The organism is Streptomyces sp. Tue6028, from assembly GCF_002300165.1.
In the GTDB taxonomy this organism is placed as follows: Bacteria; Actinomycetota; Actinomycetes; order Streptomycetales; family Streptomycetaceae; genus Streptomyces; species Streptomyces siamensis.
Genome location: NZ_MLCE01000034.1, coordinates 44,342 through 64,315, shown reverse-complemented (window position 1 = coordinate 64,315; position 19,974 = coordinate 44,342). Strand labels below are relative to the sequence as shown.

The 19,974-nt window shown below is 73.3% G+C and carries 17 protein-coding genes and 2 pseudogenes; 7 read left to right on the top strand and 12 right to left on the bottom strand.

Annotation, left to right across the window (positions count from 1 at the left end):
- Positions 1 to 36 precede the first annotated feature (36 nt).
- Complete coding sequence (locus BKI49_RS31775; protein WP_095937745.1) at positions 37 to 1,857, bottom strand: bifunctional sugar phosphate isomerase/epimerase/4-hydroxyphenylpyruvate dioxygenase family protein; 1,821 nt, start codon at positions 1,855 to 1,857, stop codon at positions 37 to 39.
- A 252-nt stretch (positions 1,858 to 2,109) separates the two neighbouring features.
- Positions 2,110 to 2,985, bottom strand: a complete 876-nt coding sequence (locus BKI49_RS31770; RefSeq protein WP_095937756.1) for a shikimate dehydrogenase — start codon at positions 2,983 to 2,985, stop codon at positions 2,110 to 2,112.
- 226 nt (positions 2,986 to 3,211) lie between these two features.
- Here BKI49_RS31770 and BKI49_RS31765 point away from each other — a divergent pair, with 226 nt between their 5' ends.
- Entirely contained in the window at positions 3,212 to 3,877 is a 666-nt protein-coding gene (locus BKI49_RS31765; RefSeq protein ID WP_095937744.1) for a TetR/AcrR family transcriptional regulator, read from the top strand.
- A 248-nt stretch (positions 3,878 to 4,125) separates the two neighbouring features.
- Positions 4,126 to 5,478, top strand: coding sequence for an MFS transporter (locus BKI49_RS31760; protein ID WP_095937743.1), 1,353 nt, complete (start codon positions 4,126 to 4,128; stop codon positions 5,476 to 5,478).
- A gap of 416 nt (positions 5,479 to 5,894) precedes the next feature.
- Here the strand turns inward: BKI49_RS31760 and BKI49_RS31755 are convergent, their stop codons facing one another.
- Positions 5,895 to 6,335, bottom strand: coding sequence for a PPOX class F420-dependent oxidoreductase (locus BKI49_RS31755; protein WP_095937742.1), 441 nt, complete (start codon positions 6,333 to 6,335; stop codon positions 5,895 to 5,897).
- 170 nt (positions 6,336 to 6,505) lie between these two features.
- Between BKI49_RS31755 and BKI49_RS31750 the strand changes: the two are divergent.
- The 3 genes and pseudogenes from BKI49_RS31750 to BKI49_RS31740 form a co-directional block, all read left to right on the top strand.
- Positions 6,506 to 7,102 (top strand): annotated as a pseudogene (locus BKI49_RS31750) (TetR/AcrR family transcriptional regulator); the annotation flags it as partial.
- A gap of 143 nt (positions 7,103 to 7,245) precedes the next feature.
- Complete coding sequence (locus BKI49_RS31745) at positions 7,246 to 8,628, top strand: MFS transporter (RefSeq protein ID WP_095937755.1); 1,383 nt, start codon at positions 7,246 to 7,248, stop codon at positions 8,626 to 8,628.
- A 30-nt stretch (positions 8,629 to 8,658) separates the two neighbouring features.
- Positions 8,659 to 9,885, top strand: coding sequence for a serine hydrolase domain-containing protein (locus BKI49_RS31740; RefSeq protein WP_095937740.1), 1,227 nt, complete (start codon positions 8,659 to 8,661; stop codon positions 9,883 to 9,885).
- 46 nt (positions 9,886 to 9,931) lie between these two features.
- Here the strand turns inward: BKI49_RS31740 and BKI49_RS31735 are convergent, their stop codons facing one another.
- The 3 genes from BKI49_RS31735 to ribA are packed head-to-tail and all read right to left on the bottom strand — an operon-like array spanning position 9,932 to position 12,782.
- A complete protein-coding gene (locus BKI49_RS31735; protein WP_095937739.1) occupies positions 9,932 to 11,077 on the bottom strand; it encodes an NAD(P)/FAD-dependent oxidoreductase in 1,146 nt (381 codons plus the stop codon).
- Positions 11,074 to 12,078: an ornithine cyclodeaminase family protein gene (locus BKI49_RS31730; RefSeq protein ID WP_095937738.1), complete on the bottom strand. Its 1,005-nt coding sequence runs from the start codon at positions 12,076 to 12,078 to the stop codon at positions 11,074 to 11,076. The genes BKI49_RS31735 and BKI49_RS31730 overlap by 4 nt, the downstream gene beginning before the upstream one ends.
- Positions 12,075 to 12,782 (bottom strand): GTP cyclohydrolase II, encoded by a 708-nt coding sequence (gene ribA / locus BKI49_RS31725; protein WP_095937737.1) that lies wholly within the window; start codon positions 12,780 to 12,782, stop codon positions 12,075 to 12,077. Before ribA ends, BKI49_RS31730 begins: the two co-directional genes overlap by 4 nt.
- 39 nt (positions 12,783 to 12,821) lie before the next feature.
- On the opposite strand from ribA, the gene BKI49_RS31720 reads away from it, so the two are divergent.
- Positions 12,822 to 13,631 carry a creatininase family protein gene (locus BKI49_RS31720; protein WP_095937736.1) on the top strand — a complete coding sequence of 270 codons (810 nt, stop codon included), beginning with the start codon at positions 12,822 to 12,824 and terminating at the stop codon, positions 13,629 to 13,631.
- A gap of 161 nt (positions 13,632 to 13,792) precedes the next feature.
- Here the strand turns inward: BKI49_RS31720 and BKI49_RS36215 are convergent.
- The 5 genes and pseudogenes from BKI49_RS36215 to BKI49_RS31700 form a co-directional block, all read right to left on the bottom strand.
- Positions 13,793 to 14,551 (bottom strand): annotated as a pseudogene (locus BKI49_RS36215) (lysylphosphatidylglycerol synthase transmembrane domain-containing protein); the annotation flags it as partial.
- Between the two features lie 299 nt (positions 14,552 to 14,850).
- Positions 14,851 to 15,792, bottom strand: a complete 942-nt coding sequence (locus BKI49_RS35145; RefSeq protein ID WP_143658539.1) for an SAM-dependent methyltransferase — start codon at positions 15,790 to 15,792, stop codon at positions 14,851 to 14,853.
- The gene (locus BKI49_RS31710) at positions 15,789 to 17,012 is read right to left on the bottom strand and encodes a glycosyltransferase family 4 protein (RefSeq protein WP_373557615.1); all 1,224 of its coding nucleotides are present in this window, start codon (positions 17,010 to 17,012) and stop codon (positions 15,789 to 15,791) included. Before BKI49_RS31710 ends, BKI49_RS35145 begins: the two co-directional genes overlap by 4 nt.
- Positions 17,009 to 17,407, bottom strand: a complete 399-nt coding sequence (locus tag BKI49_RS31705) for a 6-pyruvoyl trahydropterin synthase family protein (protein WP_028805644.1) — start codon at positions 17,405 to 17,407, stop codon at positions 17,009 to 17,011. Before BKI49_RS31705 ends, BKI49_RS31710 begins: the two co-directional genes overlap by 4 nt.
- Before the next feature lie 136 nt (positions 17,408 to 17,543).
- Entirely contained in the window at positions 17,544 to 18,524 is a 981-nt protein-coding gene (locus BKI49_RS31700) for a zinc-dependent alcohol dehydrogenase (RefSeq protein ID WP_095937735.1), read from the bottom strand.
- A 106-nt stretch (positions 18,525 to 18,630) separates the two neighbouring features.
- Here BKI49_RS31700 and BKI49_RS31695 point away from each other — a divergent pair, with 106 nt between their 5' ends.
- Entirely contained in the window at positions 18,631 to 19,482 is an 852-nt protein-coding gene (locus tag BKI49_RS31695) for a CDP-alcohol phosphatidyltransferase family protein (RefSeq protein ID WP_095937734.1), read from the top strand.
- Here BKI49_RS31695 and BKI49_RS31690 read toward each other — a convergent pair.
- Complete coding sequence (locus tag BKI49_RS31690) at positions 19,439 to 19,894, bottom strand: COG4315 family predicted lipoprotein (protein WP_095937733.1); 456 nt, start codon at positions 19,892 to 19,894, stop codon at positions 19,439 to 19,441. The genes BKI49_RS31695 and BKI49_RS31690 overlap by 44 nt on opposite strands.
- Positions 19,895 to 19,974 lie beyond the last annotated feature (80 nt).

Sequence of the window (19,974 nt, the reverse complement as noted above, 5' to 3'; positions counted from 1 at the left end):
TCGCGCACGCGTACGGCGCGTGCGCGACCCGCGGGCTCAGCGTCCCGGGCGCACCGCGTGCTGCGCGGCGAGGCGCACCGGGGCGTTCTGCGCTCCGTACCCCCGGTATCCGCCGTCGCGCTGGACGAGTTCGAAGAAGACGCGGCCGACGGTCTCGGTGTAGCAGTGCCGGAACTCGCCGGCCTCGTCACGGTCGTACAGAATGCCGAGCTCTCGGTAGGTGTCCAGCTCGCCGTCGCCGAACTCGAAGCGTGCGGCCAGGTCGTCGTAGTAGTTCGCGGGGACCGGCAGCAGCCGGCCGCCGGACGCCCGGAAGCGGCGGGCGGCGCCGACCACGTCGTCCGTGGCGAGCGCGATGTGCTGGGTGCGGGCCGCGTCGCCGGAGGGGGCCGGACCGACACCGAGCGCGATGCGGACGCTGCCGTCGGCGCTGGTGACGGCGCGGCTGCGGTGCAGGCCGTAGGGGTCGGCGACGTCGACGCTCTCCTGAGCGCTCAGCCCGAGCACGCTGCGGTGGAAGAGGGCGGCCTCGTCGAACTGGTGCCAGGGCTGGGTGAGGGCGAGATGGTCGATCCGGGTCACTCCGCCGCCGCCCGGCATGTCGCCGACGGGTTCGAAGTCGCCCGTCCAGCCGCGCGGTTCGGGAGCGTCTCCCTCCTCCAGAGGTGCCCGCGACCCGGAAGGGCCGCAGAAGAACAGTTCGGTGCCGTCCGGTGCGGCCACCGCGTCGAGCGGTGCGTCCTCGAGTGCGCGGCGCCGTGGCAGGACGGGGGCGAGCAGGGACTCGGCGCGGCGGGCCGCGCCCGCCGGATCCGGCGACTCCAGGCCGACGGCGGCGAGCACCGTGCCGTCGCGTCTGGCCGCGGGGCCCGTGTTGACGAGGACACGGGCCTCGCCCTGCTGCCAGAGATCCACCGGCTTGCTGCGGTGACGGGCCGTGCGGGTGAAGCCGAGGGCGCCGAGGATCCCCGTGACGGGCGCGGCGTCGGGGGTGACCAGTTCGGCGAAGGCCACACCCGTGGGCACCACGGGGGCGGGCGGCCTGGCGAGCCCGGTCGCCTCCTGGAGGACGAGCAGGGAACGCCGGGCGTCCACGGCGGTCTCCCCCGCCTCGGCCTGGCGGAACACGTCGTTGAAGACTTCGAGGGAGAGCGGCCCCCGGTACCCGGTGGCGATCACGTGCCGCAGGAGACCGGCGAGGTCGAACCCGCCCTGGCCGGGGAAGCACCGGTAGTGGCGGCTCCACTGGAGGACGTCCATGGCGATCAGCGGGGCGTCGGCCAGTTGCAGGAAGAAGATCTTCTCGCCGGGGATGTCGGCGATGCCCTTGGGGTCGCCGCCGCGGGCGAGGATGTGGAAGCTGTCCAGGCAGGTGCCGAGCGCGGGGTGGCCGGCCGCCTGCACGATGTTCCAGGCGTGGTCGTAGGTGTTCACATGACGTCCCCAGGCCAGCGCCTCGTACGCGACGCGGATACCGAAGTCCTGTGCCAGGCCGGCGAGTTCACCGAGCTGCTCGGCGGCGAGTGCGTCGTCGTCCACGGCGAGCGGGGAGACGCTGGAGCACACCAGGACCGTGTCGGCGCCGAGGCGGCGCATGAGCTCGAACTTGTGCCGCGCCCGGCGCAGATTGCGGGCGAACTCCCCGGGGGGAACGGCCTCGATGTCGCGCATCGGCTGGTACAGGTCGATGGAGAGTCCGAGGTCGGCGGTGCGGGCCCGGATCTCCTCGGGTGCGAGTGGGCTCGCGAGCAGGTCGTTCTCGAAGATCTCGACACCGTCGAAGCCCGCCCGGGCCGCGGCCGTGAGTTTCTCCGTGAGGGGTCCGCTGAGCGAGACGGTGGCGATGGACGTGCGCACGGGAGTGCTCCTTCGACGCTGCTTCGGGACGGTGGGCGGCCCGGGGGCCGCTGCGGTGTGCCGGCCTCGCGACGCCGCCGGGGTGGCGGACCTCGGCCGGGACCTCGCCCGGACGGGGCGGACGCGATGCGACCGGACGGTGGTGGACACGCTTCGCTCCGACGAAGCCGGACGCGGCGGGCCGGACGGTCGCGGACGGGCTGCGGTCGGACGGACTGCGGTCGCAAGGGCGCGGACGCGCTTCGGCCGGTGTCAGTGCCGGGCGGGCTCCGCGCCCGCGAGTTCGGCGATGTCCGCGAGCATCCGGGCGCTGTCGGGTTCCCGCCCGGTGAAGAGCCGGAACGCGTCGGCTGCCTGGAAGGCGGCCATGCCCCCGCCGTCGAGGGTCGCGCAGCCGAGCGCACGAGCGGTGCGCAGCAGCTCGGTCTCCAGGGGCCGGTAGACGACTTCCGCGACCCAGAGCCGGGGGTGCAGCAGCGCGGCCGGGAGCGGGAGTCCGGGGTGGGCCGCCATCCCGGTGGGGGTGGCGTGCACGATCCCGTCGGCGTCGGGAAGGAGGCCCGCGAGCGCGTCCGGCGACGCGGCGGCGGCCCGGCCCGCGCCGAAGTGGGCTTCGAGGGCGGCGGCGAGGACGGCGGCACGCTCGGGCATCGCGTCGACGACGGTGACCTGCCCGGCTCCCAGGGTGAGCACCGCGTGCGCGACGGCCGCACCGGCGCCGCCCGCGCCCAGTTGCACGACCCTCTCCAGGGAGACGTCGGGCAGACCGCGGGCGAAGGAGGCGGCGAACCCCGTGACGTCGGTGTTGTGCCCGATCGCGCGGCCGTCCTCGAAGACGACGGTGTTGACCGCGCCGAGCGCTCGCGCCTGCGGGGCGAGTTCGTCGAGGTGCTCGATGATCAGCTGCTTGCAGGGATGCGTGATGTTGAGGCCGTCGAAGCCGACGTCGCGTGCGGCGCGGACGAGCTCGCCCACTGCCTCGGGGCCCACGCCGAGCTCGTCGATGTCGATCAGCCGGTACAGACAGCGCAGTCCCTGCCGGTCGCCCTCCCGTTCGTGCAGTGCCGGGCTGAGCGAGGGGCCGATGCCGGCTCCGACGAGGCCGACGAGATACGAGGTCTGGGACACGGCGGAGCCTCCAGGGGCGAGGACGGCGACCGGTCGGTGGGCGGTGTCGGCGGACGACCGGCCGGGCGACGGCAGCACCGACTAATGTACGAACTGGTTCGTTAGTCATATCAAGCCTCCCGCCCGATGGGAAGGGGCCCGCCTGCGGCACCCGTGACCGGGACGGCGGGCCGGCAGTCCCTGCTTCTACAATCGCGGGCACCTGCCTCTCGCCCGAAGGAACCCGATGACCAGCGTCGAAGAACCGGCACGACCCAACGGGCGGATCCGCGACGCCGCCCGCACCAAGGCCGAGATCCTCGACGTGGCGACCAAGGAGTTCGCGCGCGCCGGCTACACCGGCGCCCGGGTCGACGAGATCGCGGCCCGCACCCGCACCACGAAGCGGATGATCTACTACTACTTCGGCGGCAAGGAGCAGCTCTTCACCGCGGTCCTGGAACGCGCGTACTCGGTGATCCGGGAGGCCGAGCAGGAGCTGGACGTCGAGCACCTGGACCCGGTCGCGGCCATCCGCCGGCTCGCCGAGCTGACCTTCGACCACCACGAGGCGCACCCCGACTTCATCCGCCTGGTGAGCATCGAGAACATCCACGAGGCGGAGCACATCACCGCCTCCGAGGAGCTGGGCAGGATCGGTTCGCCAGCGCTCGACGTGATCGGCCGCATCCTGGAGACGGGCCGCAGGTCGGGCCTGTTCACGGCCGATGTCGACGCGGTCGACCTGCACGCGATGATCAGCTCGTTCTGCTTCTTCCGGGTCGCCAACCGGCACACGTTCGGGGCGCTGTTCGGCCGCGACCTGGTCGCCCCGGACCAGCGCGAGCACTACCGCACCATGCTCGGCGACATGGTCATCGCCTATCTCACCGCCGACCGCGCGGCGGACTGACACCCCCGGAAGGCACCCTCCGGGGCCCGCGGACCGCGGACTCCTCACGCACACCCTCTTGACACCCGGGAAACGCGGGCGCACCATCCCTAGCCATCCGCTACTAACTATCCAGTGGGTTAATTAGCCGGGGTGCCTCATCATCGCAGAGCACCCACTCGGCACAGCCGACCCGTACACCCCCAGGGCCCCGGCACCTCTCCCCCGCCCGCACTCCCGTCCCCGGAGTTCCCTCGAAGGAGCACGCCGTGTCCGACCCCGCCGCCCCGCTCGACGCGCCTCCCGGCCAGCCCCGGAAGGCGGCCACGGCCGCCTGGATCGGCAGCGCCCTGGAGTACTACGACTTCTTCATCTACGGCAGTGCCGCCGCCCTGATCTTCCCGAAGGTCTTCTTCGACGAGTCCGACCCGGCCACCGCGACCCTGCTCTCACTGGCCACGTTCGGAGTCGCGTACGCCGCCCGCCCTGTCGGCGCCCTGTTCCTCGGCCACTTCGGCGACCGGCTCGGCCGGAAGAAGATCATGGTCTTCACGCTGATCCTGATGGGACTGTCGACATTCCTCATCGGCTGTCTGCCCACCCGCGCCCAGGTCGGAGGCCTGGCCCCGGTACTGCTGGTGCTGTGCCGAGTCCTCCAGGGCATCTCGGCGGCCGGTGAGCAGGCGAGCGCCAACTCGATGACACTGGAGCACGCACCGCAGGACCGGCGCGGCTTCTTCACCAGCTTCACCCTCAGCGGCACCCAGGGCGGCCAGCTCCTCGCGACGCTCGTCTTCCTCCCCGTCGCCGCGCTGCCCGAGGACCAGTTGCTCTCCTGGGGCTGGCGCGTCCCGTTCTGGCTGAGCGTCGCGGTCGCCGTCGTCGGCTACGTCATCCGGCGCACCCTCCAGGAGACCCCGGCCTTCACCCGTCAGGCCGCGACCGAGGGTGTGGTCAAGCTGCCCCTCGCCGTACTGTGCCGAGACCACTGGGCCGACGTCCTGCGGGTGGTGGCGGGCGCCCTGATCGCCTCGGTGAGCACGATCTTCACGGTGTGGGCCCTGGCCTACGGCACCAGCGACGCGGTCGGCCTGTCCCGTACGCAGATGCTGTGGGTGGGCGCGCTCGCCAACATCGTCGCCCTCGGCGCCATCCCCGCCTGGGCCACGCTCTCCGACCGCATCGGCCGACGCCCGGTCTATCTGATCGGCGCGTCGGGCAGCGCCGTCCTGATGTTCGCCTACCTGTGGGCCATCTCGACGGGCTCGTACCCCTTGGTCCTGCTCTTCGGCGTCCTCGCCTTCGGTGTCGTCTACAGCGCCGCGAACGGTGTCTGGCCGGCCTTCTACGGCGAGATGTTCTCCACCCGCGTGCGGCTGTCCGGTGTGGCGATCGGCACCCAGATCGGCTTCGCCGTCGCCGGGTTCGCCGTCACGTTCGCCGCGCAGATCGCCGGGCCGGACGGCGCGGACTGGTCGTCCGTGGCCCTGTTCACCGCGGCGCTGTGCGTCCCGCCGGTGCTCGCAGCGCTCTCCGCGCGCGAGACGCATCGTGTGCCGACGGAGCGGCTGGGCGAGCCCGCGGCGGGGGAAGCCGCGCGGCACGAGACCGTGACGGTCTGACCCACGGCCCCGGCGCGAGCCTTCCACACCACCGCCGGGTGTGATCCCGGGTACGCGCAAGCCCCCGTCCGCGCACGGCGGTTCGGGGGCCTGCGCGTACCCGACCCGGCAGGGGCACTGTTGACAGGTGACGTCTTCGGCAAGAACATCGGCCGCAACGAGCACGAAGCGCCCGTACGGCCGCGTGGCACCGCCACGCGGCGAAGGGGGCGGGCAGGCGACACGGGCACGCCGACGGCGCGCCCGCACGCGAGGGAACCGCTCAGCACACCCCGGCCGGGTTCAGGGGCGGCCGGTGTGCGCGGAGCGCCCGTCGTGTGACGCCGCCCGACCACCCGCCCCGGCGCCCGTCCGGCGATTCCCGGCGTTCGCCCGAAGGGCGGCCCGGCGGGAATCGCCGGACAGGCCCCAGGGGTTCAGCGTCCCCGGGGAATGCCGTACGCCCGCTCGACCCGCAGCCGCAGCACGAGCCGGCGGTCGCGGACCATCGCGGCCCGGTAGTCGTCCCAGTCGGGGTGCTCGCCGAGGACGTCCCGGTAGACGCGGACGAGTTCCTCGACGGTCTCGTCGTGCGGGTCCGCCGCGACGGGCGTCAGGTCCGCCGTGCCCTCGGCGACCGTGTAGGCCCACCGGTCGTCGCTGGTCACGTGGTACGAGGCCCGCGGATCCCGGCGCAGGTTGCGGGTCTTGGCTCGGTCGTCGGTGAGGGAGACCCGGATGACCCCCTCGTCGGGGTAGTAGGCGTGGCTGACGTTCGACAGCTGGGGCCGCCCGTCCTTCTTGAGGGTGACGAGCACCCCGCCCTTGTACTCGGAGAGCAGCTTGAGCAGTGCGTCCTGAGGCGCTTCCTGAGTCATGCACTGATCAACGCCCCGCCCACGTCCGGCATTCCGGTCCGAGGCCGCCCGCGTCCGCCGTGAACCCGGGCGCCGGCCACTCCGCGCGCCCAGGCGACCCGCACTCGGCACTCCTTCCGGCCCCCATCCGTGCGTAGACACTGTCTACGCACGGATGGTAGACAGTGTCTATGAGCGAGCACGAGACCACCGGACTGCGTGAGCGGCTGATCGAGGCCGGCGTCGACCTCGTCGCCGAGGAGGGGGCGCAGGCACTGTCCCTGCGCGAGATCGCCCGGCGGGCGGGCGTCTCGCACGGCGCTCCCCGCCGCTACTTCCCGACCCATCTGGAACTGCTGTCCGCCATCGCCCGCCGTGGCTTCGCCGATCTGCAGGCCCGCGCGACGGCGGCCGTGGGCTCCCCGGAGGCGGCGGTCGGCGCCGGTGCGCACCCCCGGGCCCTGCTGGCCACGCTCGCCGGGGTCTACCTCGACTTCGCACTGACCCGGCGCGGGATGTACGAGCTGATGTTCCGTCACGACCTGCTGGAGAGCAACCGACTGGGGCTCAGGGAGACGAGCCTGCCGATGTTCGCCACGCTGGTGGACCTGGTCGCGCGGGCCCGCCCGGGAGCCGACGCTCCCGTCGTCGCGGGCGCGCTGTGGGCGAACCTGCACGGCATCGCCCAGCTGTGGGGCTGGGGCAGCCTCCGACTCACCACCGGTGCGGACGACTTCGCGCCCCTGCTGCGGGCGGCACTGGACGCCCACCTGGGGCCGGAGGATCCGCACGCCCCGGTGAGCTCGGGCGATCCGGGCAGCCGCCGGAGCCCGGAGGGGCCGGACGCCCACCTCGGCCCGGAGGATCCGGGCGGCCGCCTCGGGAAGGAGGGCGCGTGAACCCGTCCGTGTCACCGGGCCGTCGACGGCTCATGCTCGCCGCCAGTGTGGTCGGCGCCGTGATCGTCGCGCTGGACGGCACCGTGCTGACCGTCGCGCAGCCCGCGCTCCAGCGCGACCTGCACGCCTCGTTCGCAGAGGCCCAGTGGACCAGCACCGGTTACCTCATCGCGGTGGCCGGACTGCTCGTACTCGCGGGACGCGTCGGGGACCGTTACGGCCACCAACGGGTCTTCGCCGTCGGCGTCCTGGGCTTCGGCGCCACGTCGGCGGGCATCGGTGCCGCACCCGGCATCGGCTGGGTGATCGCACTGCGGGTCGTTCAGGGTGTGTTCGGGGCCCTGCTCCAGCCGGCCACGCTCGGGATGCTGCGGGCCGCGTATCCCCCGGACCGGCTGGGCATGCCCATCGCGCTGCGGACGAGCGCCATCGGTCTGTCCGCGGCCGCCGGTCCCCTCGTCGGCGGGGCGCTGGTCACCCAGCTCGGGTGGCGGGCGGTCTTCTTCCTGAACGTGCTGCCCGCGCTCGCGACGGCCGTCGCGGCGCTCGCCGTCCGCGCCCCGGCCCGGCGCGACGACACCACGCCGGCCGGCGGTCTGGACGTGCCGGGCGCCTGCCTGCTCGCGGTGGCCCTGGTGGCGCTGGTGCACACGCTGACCGGGTTTCCGGGGACGGCCCGGCCGGCCGCGACCGCGCTCGCCACCGTCGTGTGCGTAGCGGCGACAGTCGGGTTCGTACGCCATGAACGCCGCGCCACACACCCGCTGCTGCCGCCCGGTGTCCTCGGTCCGTCGGCCGTCGGCCCGGCACTCGGCCTGCTGGTCGCAGCCTCGGCGGCGATGCTCGGTTCGCTCTTCGTCGGCAGCTACTTCCTTCAACGCACCCTGGGTCTCGACCCGTTGGAGACCAGTCTGCGGGCGCTGCCGGGCGCCGTGGCGATGGTGGCCGGCGCCCCCGTCGCCGCGGTGCTCGCGCGCCGCCTCGGTCCCCGCCGGACGGCCGTCGCCGGCACGGGCGCGCTCACCCTCGGAGTCCTGCTGCTGTCCCGGCTCGACGAGCGGTCGACGGCCCTGACCGTCGGGGGCGGCTTCCTGCTGCTCGGAGCCGGCTTCGCCACCGTGATGGTCACCGCCACGGAGGTCGTCGTGCGACACGCCCCGGCCGAGGCGGCGGGCGTGGCGGGCGGGCTCCAGCAGACGGCGATGAACATAGGTCCCATCTTCGGGGTCGCGACGGCGGCCACGCTGATGACGCTCGGCACCGGGGTCGAAACGGGTCCACCGCTGACCGTGCTCGCCGCGGTGTCCGCCGTCGGCGTGCCGCTGGCCCTGCGGTTTCCGGAGCACAAGAGGGACACGACCGCCGATCGGGGTCGGCGCGGGCAGCACGTTCCACCGGTGCGTACGAGATCATGAACGCCAACAGCCGCGGCGCGGAGGGGAACCATGGGACACCTGCGACAGGAGGTCGAGCCGGGCGAGGCCGGACTCGACCGCAAGGCGCTGGACCGCCTCGACGGGCACTTCGCGGGGCTGGTCGACGAGGGCCGGCTGCCCGGCTGTCTCGTGGCACTGGCCCGGCACGGCCGCGTCGCCCACCTCGCCACGTACGGCCTGCGCGACCGTGAGGCAGGGCTTGCGGTGGAGGACGACACCCTGTGGCGGATCTACTCCATGACCAAGCCGGTCACGACGGTGGCCGCGCTGATGCTCCTGGACGAAGGGCGTCTCCGTCTCGACGACCCGGTGGCGGACTTCGTCCCGTCCTTCGCCGACATGCGGGTGCACGTCGACGGGTCCGGGCCCGGCACCCGGACCCGCCCCGCACGACAACCCGTGCTGCTGCGCCATCTGCTGACCCACACCGCCGGACTGACCTTCGGCTTCTACCACGCCCACCCCGTCGACGCGCTCTACCGGGACGCCGGACTGACCCCCTCGGTGCCGCCCGGCGCGGACCTGGCCGAGACCGTCGAGGTGTACGCCGGGCTGCCGCTCCAGTTCGAGCCGGGCACCCGGTGGAACTACTCGGTGGCCACCAATGTCGTCGGCCGCGTCGTCGAGGTGGTGTCCGGTGTCGGCCTCGACACCTACCTCGCCGAACGGATCTTCCGCCCGCTCGGGATGACGGACACGGGCTTCCAGGTCACGGACGAGCAGTCCGGCCGGCTCGCCCAGCTCTACGGGGAGGACGGCGACGGAGGGATCACACCGGTCCCCGGCCTCCCGCTGCGCGGCCGGCCCCGCTTCCTGTCCGGCAGCGGCGGCCTGGTCGCCACGGCGCACGACTACCACCGCTTCATGGAGATGCTGCGCCGCCGCGGCGAACTCGACGGAGTACGGCTGCTCGCCCCCGGGACCGTGGACCTGATGGTCTCCAACCACCTGCCGGGCAACGCCGACCGACGCGCCTTCGGCACCCCGGTCCATCAGGAACCCGGCAACGCGGGCCTCGGGTTCGGGCTCGGCGTCTCGGTCGTGGTGGACCCCGGGATCACCCGGTCCCCGTCCTCCGAGGGCGCGTTCGGCTGGAGCGGGGTGGCCACCACGACGTTCTGGGTGGACCCGCGCCGCGACCTGACCGTGCAGTTCCTGAGCCAGGTCCGCCCGGCGGGCTCGAACCCGGTGTTCCCCGAGCTGAAGCGGCTCGTGCACGAGGCGGTCCTGGACTGACACATGGTCCGCACGGCCATGCCGAGCGTCCCTTGTGGCGGCACGGTCAGACGACGTTGACCTCGTGGCGCGGGGCGTCCGCGGCGAATCGGTCGGCGCTCAGCGGACCGACGTCGACGAAGGGGGCACGGCCCAGGTACAGGTCGCGGACGACCTCGCCGACGGCGGGCCCCTGAAGGAAGCCGTGACCCGAGAACCCGGTCGCGTACAGGAAGCGGGAGAGGGAACGTGCCTCGCCGATCAGGGCGTTGTGGTCCGGCGTGACCTCGTACAGGCCCGCCCAGCCGCCCGTCCTGCGCAGGTCGAGCAGGGCCGGAGCCCGGTGCCGCATGGCCTCGTACAGGCGGGGGATCCAGCGGTCGTGCGTCCGGGTCGAGAAGCCGGGCGTCTCGTCCGGGTCGGACATGCCGAGGAGGAGGCCGGGGCCCTCCGCGTGGAAGTAGAGACTGCTGGTGAAGTCGATGGTCATGGGCAGGCCGGGAGGCAGGCCGGGGACGGGTTCGGTGACGGCGATCTGACGGCGCAGCGGTTCGACCGGGAGATCCACGCCGGCCATCGCGCCGATGCCCCGTGACCAGGCGCCCGCGGCGCACACCACCGTGTCGGTGGCGATCCGTCCGAGGTCGGTGACCACGGCGGTGACGCTGTCGCCGTGCGTCTCGATGCCGGTGACCTCGCAGTGCCGCAGCAGGGTCGCGCCGTGGCGGCGGGCCCCGGCCGCGTACCCCTGGACCACCGCCTCGGGTGTGCAGTGCCCGTCGTCCGGCGAGAAGGCCGCGGCCAGCAGCCCCTCGGTACTGATCAGCGGGGACAGTCGGCGCGCCTCCGCCGGGTCGATCATCCTGCTGGGCACGCCGAGCGCGTTCTGCAGCCGCACCCCGGCCCGGAACGCCTCCACCTCATCGGGCGCGGAGAGCAGGAACAGATAGCCGACGCGGTGCAGTCCGATGTCGTGGCCCGGTTCCTCGGCGAAGCGGGCGAACGCCTCCAGACTGCGGGCGCCGAGCTGGATGTTGAGCTCGTCGGAGAACTGCGCCCGCACCCCGCCGGCCGCGCGCGAGGTCGACCCGGAGGCGAGTTCGTCGCGCTCCACGAGCACCACGTCCGGCACCCCGGCGCGGGCCAGGTGGTAGGCGATGCTCGTGCCGATCACGCCGCCCCCGACGACGACCACGCGCGCGGTCCGGTTCACGGCCGTGCCCCGTGGGCCCGGGCCGCCTCGATCACGGCCCAGGCCGCCGCGGCGTCCTGGACGCCGAGTCCGACGCTGTTGTAGAAGAGGATGTCGTCGCGCCGGGTGCGTGCCGTCCGCCGGCCGGTGAGGACGGCGCCGAGCGGGATCAGGTCCTCGCGGTCGAGCCACCCCTCCCGCAGCGCCCCGACCACCGGCCCGGCGTGTTCCGCCGCGGTGCCGGGATCGTCGACGACGACCGCGGCGGCCCGTCGCAGCACGTCCGCGTCGACCTCGCTGCGGGTGGGTTCGAAGGACCCGACGCTGACGACCGTGCAGCCGGCCGCCAGCCGTGCCCCCCGCACGACCGGCGTGGCGCTGAGGGTGCAGGCCGCCACCATCGGCGGCCCCGCCACGGCCTCCTCGGCCGAGTCGACGGCCTCGACGAGGATGCCCAGCTCGGCCGCGAGGCGCCGGGCGGCGGCCTCCCGGCGGCCCGGGTGCGGACTCCACAGCCGTACGGACCGCAGGTCCCGCACCTGCGCGACGGCCCGGGCGTGGGCGAGGGCCTGGGTGCCCGAGCCGAGGATCCCGAGCTCCGTGGCGTCGCGGTGGGCGAGCACGTCGAAGGCGACGGCGGAGGCCGCGGCGGTGCGCAGCGTCGTCACCGCGGTGCCGTCCATGACGGCGACGAGCTGACCTGTGACCGGGTCGAGCACGGTGATCACCGCGTGCACGGTGGGCCGTCCGGCCGCCGCGTTGCCCGGGTTGACGCTGCCGATCTTGGCGACCGCCCCCGTGTCGGCGGACAGTCGCGCCAGATACGCGAAGACGACGCTGTCGTCGAAGCGGCTGGGGTGCATGATCTTGCCGGGCAGCTCCGCGGTGCCGTCACCGAGCGCGGTGAAGGCAGCCCGCTGCGAGGCGATCGCCGCGCCGGGGTCCAGCAGTCGGGTCACCCGCGCACGGGACAGATACAGCGGGCCCGCCTCGTCGACGTCGTCCTCGGCGTGTTCGGTCATTCCTCAGTGATAACCGTCTTCGCCGATCCGCAAAAGATCGCGTCCGCCCAGCCGTCCCCGTCCAGGTGGGGCAGGTAGTGGTCGAGGCGCTCCCGCTTGGTCAGCAGATAGGCGAGGTTCTCCTCGCACGGCGGGATCAGCAGGGGGACCTGCTCGGCGACCTTGATGCCGTGCCGCACCAGGGCCTCCCGCTTGCGGGGGTTGTTCGACAGCAGGCGCACCGAGCGCACGCCTAGGTCGTGCAGGATGTCCGCCGCCACCCGGTAGTCGCGGGCGTCCACGGGGAAGCCGAGGGCGAGGTTCGCCTCGACGGTGTCCAGCCCCTCGGCCTGGAGCTTCATCGCACGGAGTTTGCCGATCAGGCCTATCCCGCGCCCCTCGTGGCCGCGCAGATAGACGAGGACGCCGCGGCCCTCGGCGACGATCGCGCGCAGCGCGGCGCCGAGTTGAGGGCCGCACTCGCAGTGGGTGGACCCGAAGGCGTCTCCGGTCAGGCACTCCGAGTGGAGCCGCGTCAGCACGTCCCCTTTCTTCAAGGAGGCCAAGTCCCCGTACACGAGGGCGACTTGTTCTTCACCGCGGTCGTGGTCGAAGTAGCCGACGGCATGGAAATCGCCGTACTTGGTGGGCAACGGGGCGATCACGGCTCGTTCGACACCTGAGAGAGGGGCATTCCCGTCGAGTACGCCAAAGTTGTCTGTCATGATCTGGTTCCTAAGCAGAGTCGAAAGGGCCGTGGAAATATGAGTGGTTCGGGAACGCGCTCGACGGTATCCGGTCTGTTGCCGCTGGACACCACCCAGGACGTGAAGGAACGGGGGGCCGGTGTCACCCGTCAGGTCGCCGTTCTTCCCGTCGGCAGCTTCGAACAGCACGGCCGGTTCCTGCCGTTGGCCACCGACACCCTCGTCGCGTGCGCCGTGGCGCGGGAGATTGCCGCCGCCTTTCCGGTCCATCTCCTTCCTCCGGTGACGATCTCCTGCTCGCACGAGCACTCCGCCTGGCCGGGGACCGTCAGCATCTCCGCGGTCACCCTGCACGCGATGGTCCGGGACATCGCCGACTCGCTGCGCCGTTCGGGCGTCGACACCCTGGTACTGGTCAATGGACACGGCGGGAACTACGTCCTCGGCAATGTCGTCCAGGAATCCGCCGGCACCGGTACCCGCATGGCCCTTTTCCCGGCCGTGGAGGACTGGGAGGCCGCCCGTGAACGGGCCGGTGTGCAGACCTCGTTGCTCAGCGACATGCACGCGGGAGAAATCGAGACCTCCATTCTGCTGCACGCCCATCCGGAATGCGTGGGGGACGGTTACGAATCCTCGGATTTCCTCGCGGACGACCGGCGGCATCTGCTCACCCTCGGGATGTCCGCCTATACCGATTCCGGTGTCATCGGCCGGCCTTCGCTGGCTTCCGCCGAGAAGGGGAAGGAAATACTGGCCGCGCTGACCGACGCGTTCGGAGCGTATTTCTCGCTGCTGACCTCGCCGACGGCGTCCTTCGGCGAACAGGCTCCGGCGGACGGGACCTCGGCGGTCGACGGGCCCTGAGCGGTGGTTGATCGTCGGCATCGGTCGCGCCCTCCTGCGCTCTCCTCCCGGGGGCGCCGGAGGGCGGCGGCCCACCGGACGACCAGGACGACGAGGCCCGGCAGGCTCGCCGCGAAGCTGAGCACCCCGTAGACCACGGCGACGGTCAGGCCCATGCTCGCGCCGAGCCCGGCGGCGCCGAACGCCCACGCGGTCACGCCTTCCCTGGGACCCCAGCCGCCGACGTTCAGCGGCAGTCCCATGGCGAGCAGGGCCAGCAGCGCCAGCGGCACCAGCCGGACGGTGGACGCCCCGGATCCGGCGACCCGGGCGGCCACCACGAACAGGGCCACGTGCCCGGCGAGGACGGCGAGGGACGAGAGTAGTACGCCGGGCCAGCTTCCCCGGGCGAGCAGGGCGCCCCGCGCCTCCGTCAGGGCCGCGCGGGCGGCCCGGAACCGCTCGGTGCGACCGGCCGCCCGGCGCCTGCGCACGATGCCGACGGTCACCGCACCGCACACGGAGACGATCGCCAGGAGCAGTGCCAGCCGTCGGGTCTGCGTCAGGACGGGTGACGGCTGCGTGGCCAGCACCGCGGCTCCCACGGCCACCAGTACCAGCTGTCCGGCGGTCCGTTCGAGGACGACCGCCCGCACGCCGCGGCCGATGTCCCCGGCGCTCTGCCCGTGCCGTACGGCGCGGTGCACGTCGCCGAGGACTCCGCCGGGCAGCGCCGCGTTCAGGAACAGGGCGCGGTAGTAGTCGGCGACGGCCGCGCCCAGCGGCAGCCGGATGCGCAGCGCGCGTGCCACCACGGACCAGCGCCAGGCGCTCAACACCGTGGTGAGCAGGCCTATTCCGAGCGCGACGAGCAGCGTCGTCGCGTCGATCCGCCGCAGTCCGTCCAGGAAGACGCCGGTCCCGAGCCGCCAGAGCAGCACGGCGAGGATGACGACTCCGGCCGCCGTGCCGAGGTGCGTGCGTATCCAGGGGGAGCCGAGGCGGGCGCGGACGGCGGCCGGGACTCCGGGCCGCCGGACGGCCCCGCGTCCGCCGTCGCCCGCTGCGTCGTCGGCCGCACCGCCCGCCGCGACGTCGACTCCGGCACGGATCGGGACGACATCGGCCCCGGTGTGCTCACCGAGCGCCTCGCGACGGGCGCGGATCAGGTCCGCGCGGGCCTCCTTGACGCGGGTCCGGTCGGCTATCGCCTCGATCCCCACCGACTCCAGTCCGGCGCTCACCGCGCACCGCCCGGCAGCGCCAGGAGGTCGCTGTGGTGGACCACCACCCTCATCTCTCCCGCCGCACAGGCTTCCAGGCGAGACGTCAGATAGGACTCCGCCCGGGCCGCCAGCTCGGGACGCTGCTCGACGGCCGCGCCGACCCAGCCGCGCAGCCACTCCTGGGCGAGCTCGGCGTCGTCGGGGCCGAGCCGCCAGGGGCTCGGGTGCACCCGTACCGTCGCGCCGTACCGTCCGAAGGCTTCGCAGGCCGTCGTGACGGCGTCCGGGCCGGTCAGTCCGCCACGGCGCTGGTGGGCGTTGAACGCCTCGGCGATCTCGGCGTCGAGCGGGTCGGCGGGCGTGAGTTCGACCCGTCCGACGACGGACAGCGTCAGCAGGGCCGGGACGCCGGCTCCGGCGCAGGCCGCGGCGAGCCGGTCGATCTCCTCGGCGGTCAGCACGTCCAGCAGGGCGGAGGCCGTCACCAGCGAGGCCCCTTCGAGCACGTCCGCGGTGAGCCGGCCGATGTCGCCGCGCTGCGTGGTGACCGAGACATGGCTGCCGTCGGCCGCCGCGCGGGGCGCTCCGGCGGTGGCGAAGTGCAGCAGGTACGGGTCGCGGTCGTGCAGCACCCAGTGCTGGGCGCCGTCGATCCGGGGCGCGAGCCAGCGGCCCATGGAGCCGGTGCCGCAGCCGAGGTCGTGCACCACCAGGTCGCCGCGCCCCGGCCGGTTCGCGAGCCGGATGCGCAGCGGGTCGAGCAGGTCGTGCGCCCGCGCCGAGGCGTCGGCCCCCTCCCGCAACCGGAGCCACTGCGGTGCGTATCGAGTCACGTCGTCGGCGTCGGCCGTACGCGCACGCTGACCGGGCACAGCGGTCCTCCCCGTCGTCTCCGGCACCCCGGGCACGGCCGTGCCCGGTTCGGGAACCCCCGCGGGGGTCATCGCCGTGCTCATGCCGCCCTCCGGGGTTCCCTGGGCAGCCGGGACAGCACGCCGGCGAGACTGCGGGCCGTGGCGGCCCAGCCGTCGAGCGCGGCGCGCCGGCTGCGGGCGGCGGCCTTCAGGCGGCGGCGCACGTCGGCCTCGCCGAACCAGCCGCGCAGTTCCACGGCGAGCGCCGCCGGGTCCTCCGGCGGTACGAGGATTCCGGGCACCCCTCCGTCGGGTGCGCGTCCGACCGCTTCGGGAAGGCCGCCGACGTCGGTCGCCAGTACGGGGATCCCGCGGGCGAGCGCCTCGGTGACGGCCATGCCGTAGGTCTCCGCGTAGGAGGTGAGGACCATCAGGTCGGCGGCGGCGTAGCTCGCGTCGAGTTCCGCGCCGGCCTGTGGTCCCGCGAGGTGCAGACGGTCGCCGAGGCCGTGCCTCTCGATCAGGGCGCGCAGTCGGGCGACGTACGCCGGGTCCTGGGTGAGTCCGCCGACGCAGACGCAGCTCCAGGGCAGGTCGGTGACGGTCGCGAGGGCCTCGATCAGCCGGTGCTGTCCCTTGCGCGGGGTGACGGCCGCGACGCACAGCAGGCGGGAGACGCCGTCGGTGCCGGGGGCGAGCGGCGCGATGTCGGCGCCGGGCGCCGCGACATGGACGCGGTCCGGGGCGAGGCCGTGGTGGGAGACGAGGCGGCGTACGGCCCAGTCGCTGGTGGCGACGACGGCCGGTACGGCCCGCAGCGTCGCTCGTTCGAGGGCGTCGAGCTCGGCGGCGACCGCGGGCGGCAGCCCGGTCTCGTCGCCGAGCGGCAGGTGCACCAGCACCGCGAGGCGCAGCCGTTCGGCCTCGGGCACGACGATCTCCGGGACACCGCAGGCGACCAGGCCGTCCAGCAGGACGACGGTGCCGTCCGGGAACTCGGCCAGTGTCCGAGCGAGTTCGGTGCGGGCGGCTGCCTGGGGCCGGGGCCAGTCGCCCGGGACGGCGTGCCGGTGCACCTGCCAGCCGAAGCCGGGCAGGTCCAGGCAGAGCCGGCGGTCGTAGGCGTTGCCGCCGCTGGGCGCGGCCGGGTCGTCGACGCCGCCCGGCATGACGAAGTGCACGGAGCGCAGGGACATGGGGATGATCTCGGCGTTCTTGAGTGCCGTGTGCCGCACGGGCCGGTAGTTCAGGGACATCTGGTCCCTGGGCCCGGACGCCAGGCCCCGGTTCGGGATCGCCTGGTCGAGGGTCGTGTCGGTCACAGCGCACGCTCGTAACTCGCCCAGGCGATGTGCGACTCGTGCAGGGTGACGGTGATGCCGGACAGGCCGTGGGCGCCCTCGCCCAGGGCGCCGGCGTGCACGCGGTCGGCGAGCCGGTCGGCGATGACCTTGGCCAGGAACTCCGTCGAGGTGTTGGTGTCCTTGAAGTCGGCTTCGTTGTCGAGGTTGCGGTAGTTCAGTTCGCTCACGACGGCGCCGAGTTCCTGCGTGGCCAGTCCGATGTCGACGACGATGTTGTCGTCGTCCAGCTCGGCGCGACGGAAGGTGGCGTCCACCAGGAACGTCGCCCCGTGCAGGCGCTGCGCGGGGCCGAAGACCTCGCCACGGAAGCTGTGGGCGATCATCAGGTGATCGCGGACGGTGATGCTGAACAACGGACGACCCTCCAGGTGCGGTGCGTCTGATCCCCTGCCGGGGCACGTCGTGTAGTACGGCTGCCTGGTTCTCCTTGTTCAGCCGCCCGTTCCCCTTTCTTCGGAGTCCTCGGAGGTCAGGCAGCTTGCCGCGGGCTCAAACGTCGTCGTAGACCACCCGGTGGCACAGGCCGGGTATGGATCCGGCGGCGAGCTTCGCCATGACGTCGGGCAGTTCACCGAAGGCGCACTCGCCGGTGACGAGCGCGTCGAACGCCGGCTCGGCGAGCAGTTCCAGGGCGAGCGCGAGCCGGTCGGCGTACGTCCTGCCGGAGCGGCGGGCCGGGGAGACGGAGCCGACCTGGCTGCTGCGGACGACCAGGCGGCGCGAGTGGAAGGCCTCGCCGAGCGGCAGGCTGACGCGCCGGTCGCCGTACCAGCTCAGTTCGAGCACGGTCCCCTCGTCGGTGAGGAGTTCCAGGGACCGGGTGAGCCCGGCCTCGGTGGCGCTGGCGTGCACGACGAGGTCGCACTCGCCGGCGGCGTCCCCGGGCAGCGCGAAGTCGACACCGAGCGCCCGGGCGATGTCCGCCCGCGACGGGTCGGCGTCGACGAGCTGCACCCGTACGCCGGGGAAGCGGGCGAGCAGCGCGGCGACGGAACAGCCGACCATGCCGCCGCCCACCACGGCGATCCGGTCGCCGACCAGCGGGGCCGCGTCCCACAGCGCGTTCACCGCGGTCTCCACGGTCCCGGCGAGCACGGCGCGCGGGGCGGGCACGGTGTCCGGCACAACGGTCACCGCCTCGACCGGGACCACGTAGTGCGTCTGGTGCGGATACAGGCAGAAGACGGTCCGGCCGAGCAGCGACTCGGGTCCTTCCTCCACCTGGCCGACGCTCAGATAGCCGTACTTGACCGGCGCGGGGAAATTCCCCTCCTGGAACGGTGCACGCATCGAAGCATGCTGGCTTTCCGGAACGCCGCCGCGGAAGACGAGGGTCTCGGTGCCCCGGCTCACCCCGGAGTAGAGCGCGCGCACCCGCACCTGCCCCTCGCGGGGCGCGGGCACGGTGACTTCGCGGATCTCGCCGTGTCCGGGAGAGCCGAGCCAGAAGGCCCGGGCTGTGAGTTCCATGAGCGTCCCCCTGAACGATTCAGCAGATCTTCACGTACGGAGCGGTGACAAGCCGCGCACTGTACGCGGCGTTGATCGACTCTGTCATACGGCCGGAGGATGTGCGGTGGCCCTGAACAACACGTACGACGCGAGGCTTCCCCAGCAGGAGACCATCGTGGGAGCCGGTGTGCAGCTCGTGCTGCTGGCTCTGCTGGGCACGGCGATCGGTATGGGGCCCGCGGGCTGGCTCACCGGTCTGGCCTTCGCGATCGCCACCTGGGCGGTGCTGACCCGGGCCCTGCGCCGTTCACAACCCCGCTCCTTCGGTCCGGCCAACCGGGTGACGCTGGGCCGCGCGATCCTGGTGGGCGGGGTCACCGCGCTGGTCGCCGACTCGTTCCAGAGCTCTCCCCCGGTCAGCCTGCTGGTCGGTCTGACGGCGGTCGCACTGATCCTCGACGGCGTCGACGGCAAGGTGGCCCGGCGCACCGGTACGTCCTCCGCCCTCGGTGCCCGCTTCGACATGGAGGTCGACGCGTTCCTGATCCTGGTGCTGAGCGTGTACGTCGCGATGTCGCTCGGCCCGTGGGTGCTGCTGATCGGCACGATGCGCTACGCGTTCGTGGCGGCGGCCCGGGTGCTGCCCTGGCTGAACGCCGCGCTGCCGCCGAGCATGGCGCGCAAGACGGTCGCCGCGATGCAGGGGATCGTGCTGCTCGTCGCGGGCGCCGGGGTCCTGCCGCGCGCGGCGGCCGCGGCGGCGGTGCTGCTGGCCCTGGCGCTGCTCGTGTGGTCGTTCGGCCGGGACGTCGTGTGGCTGTGGCGCCGGGGCGGCCGGACGGCCGCGGCGGCGGACCGCGGCGCCGGAGCGGGCCGCGAGGACCGGAACGCCGGCGCGGACCGGCCCGCCGCCAGGGTGCTCGCGCTGTCGGTCAGCTCCGCTTCCCGGCCGGTACCGGCGCGTTCCGAGGGTTGATGACGTGCCAGAACAGGTCGACCCCGTTGGTGTCGGCCGGCTGGACGTCGTCGGTGTACCAGTACAGCGGGAAGCCGTCGTACGTCACCTGGTTCCCTCCGTCGGGCCGGGGGACGGTGCCCAGCGTGCCGGCGATGCCGGGCGGCAGGCGCAGTTCGGCGCCGGGCGGACTGAGCAGCGGCTTGCGGGTGTCCGTGCAGGGGCCCACGCAGGTGACGGTTCCGGAGCCCTCCGGCTCGAAGCGGTAGAGCGTACGGCCGTTCGGGTCCGTGAGCACGCGCCCCATCGTGTCGGTCTCGGCGACCATGACGGTCAGCCGGGGCGGCTCGGGCGCCGCCATCGCGGGGTAGGGCAGGCCGAAGCAGGACGCGAACGCCACCGCGGCCAGCAGGGGGGTGACCGGTCGACGCATGATGCTCTCCTCGCTCTGTCGCGGCCTCGGGACCTGTCGCACGTGCCGCACGGGCCTCGGTGGGTGTCCCGGCCGGGACC

Coding starts and splice junctions, on each gene's coding strand:
- BKI49_RS31745 (WP_095937755.1), top strand. CDS start 7,246: ATGCTCGCCGCCAGTGTGGTCGGCGCCGTGATCGTCGCGCTGGACGGC.
- BKI49_RS31755 (WP_095937742.1), bottom strand. CDS start 6,335: ATGACTCAGGAAGCGCCTCAGGACGCACTGCTCAAGCTGCTCTCCGAG.
- BKI49_RS31690 (WP_095937733.1), bottom strand. CDS start 19,894: ATGCGTCGACCGGTCACCCCCCTGCTGGCCGCGGTGGCGTTCGCGTCC.
- BKI49_RS31730 (WP_095937738.1), bottom strand. CDS start 12,078: ATGACCGAACACGCCGAGGACGACGTCGACGAGGCGGGCCCGCTGTAT.
- BKI49_RS31720 (WP_095937736.1), top strand. CDS start 12,822: ATGAGTGGTTCGGGAACGCGCTCGACGGTATCCGGTCTGTTGCCGCTG.
- ribA (WP_095937737.1), bottom strand. CDS start 12,782: ATGACAGACAACTTTGGCGTACTCGACGGGAATGCCCCTCTCTCAGGT.
- BKI49_RS31765 (WP_095937744.1), top strand. CDS start 3,212: ATGACCAGCGTCGAAGAACCGGCACGACCCAACGGGCGGATCCGCGAC.
- BKI49_RS31740 (WP_095937740.1), top strand. CDS start 8,659: ATGGGACACCTGCGACAGGAGGTCGAGCCGGGCGAGGCCGGACTCGAC.
- BKI49_RS35145 (WP_143658539.1), bottom strand. CDS start 15,792: ATGAGCACGGCGATGACCCCCGCGGGGGTTCCCGAACCGGGCACGGCC.
- BKI49_RS31700 (WP_095937735.1), bottom strand. CDS start 18,524: ATGGAACTCACAGCCCGGGCCTTCTGGCTCGGCTCTCCCGGACACGGC.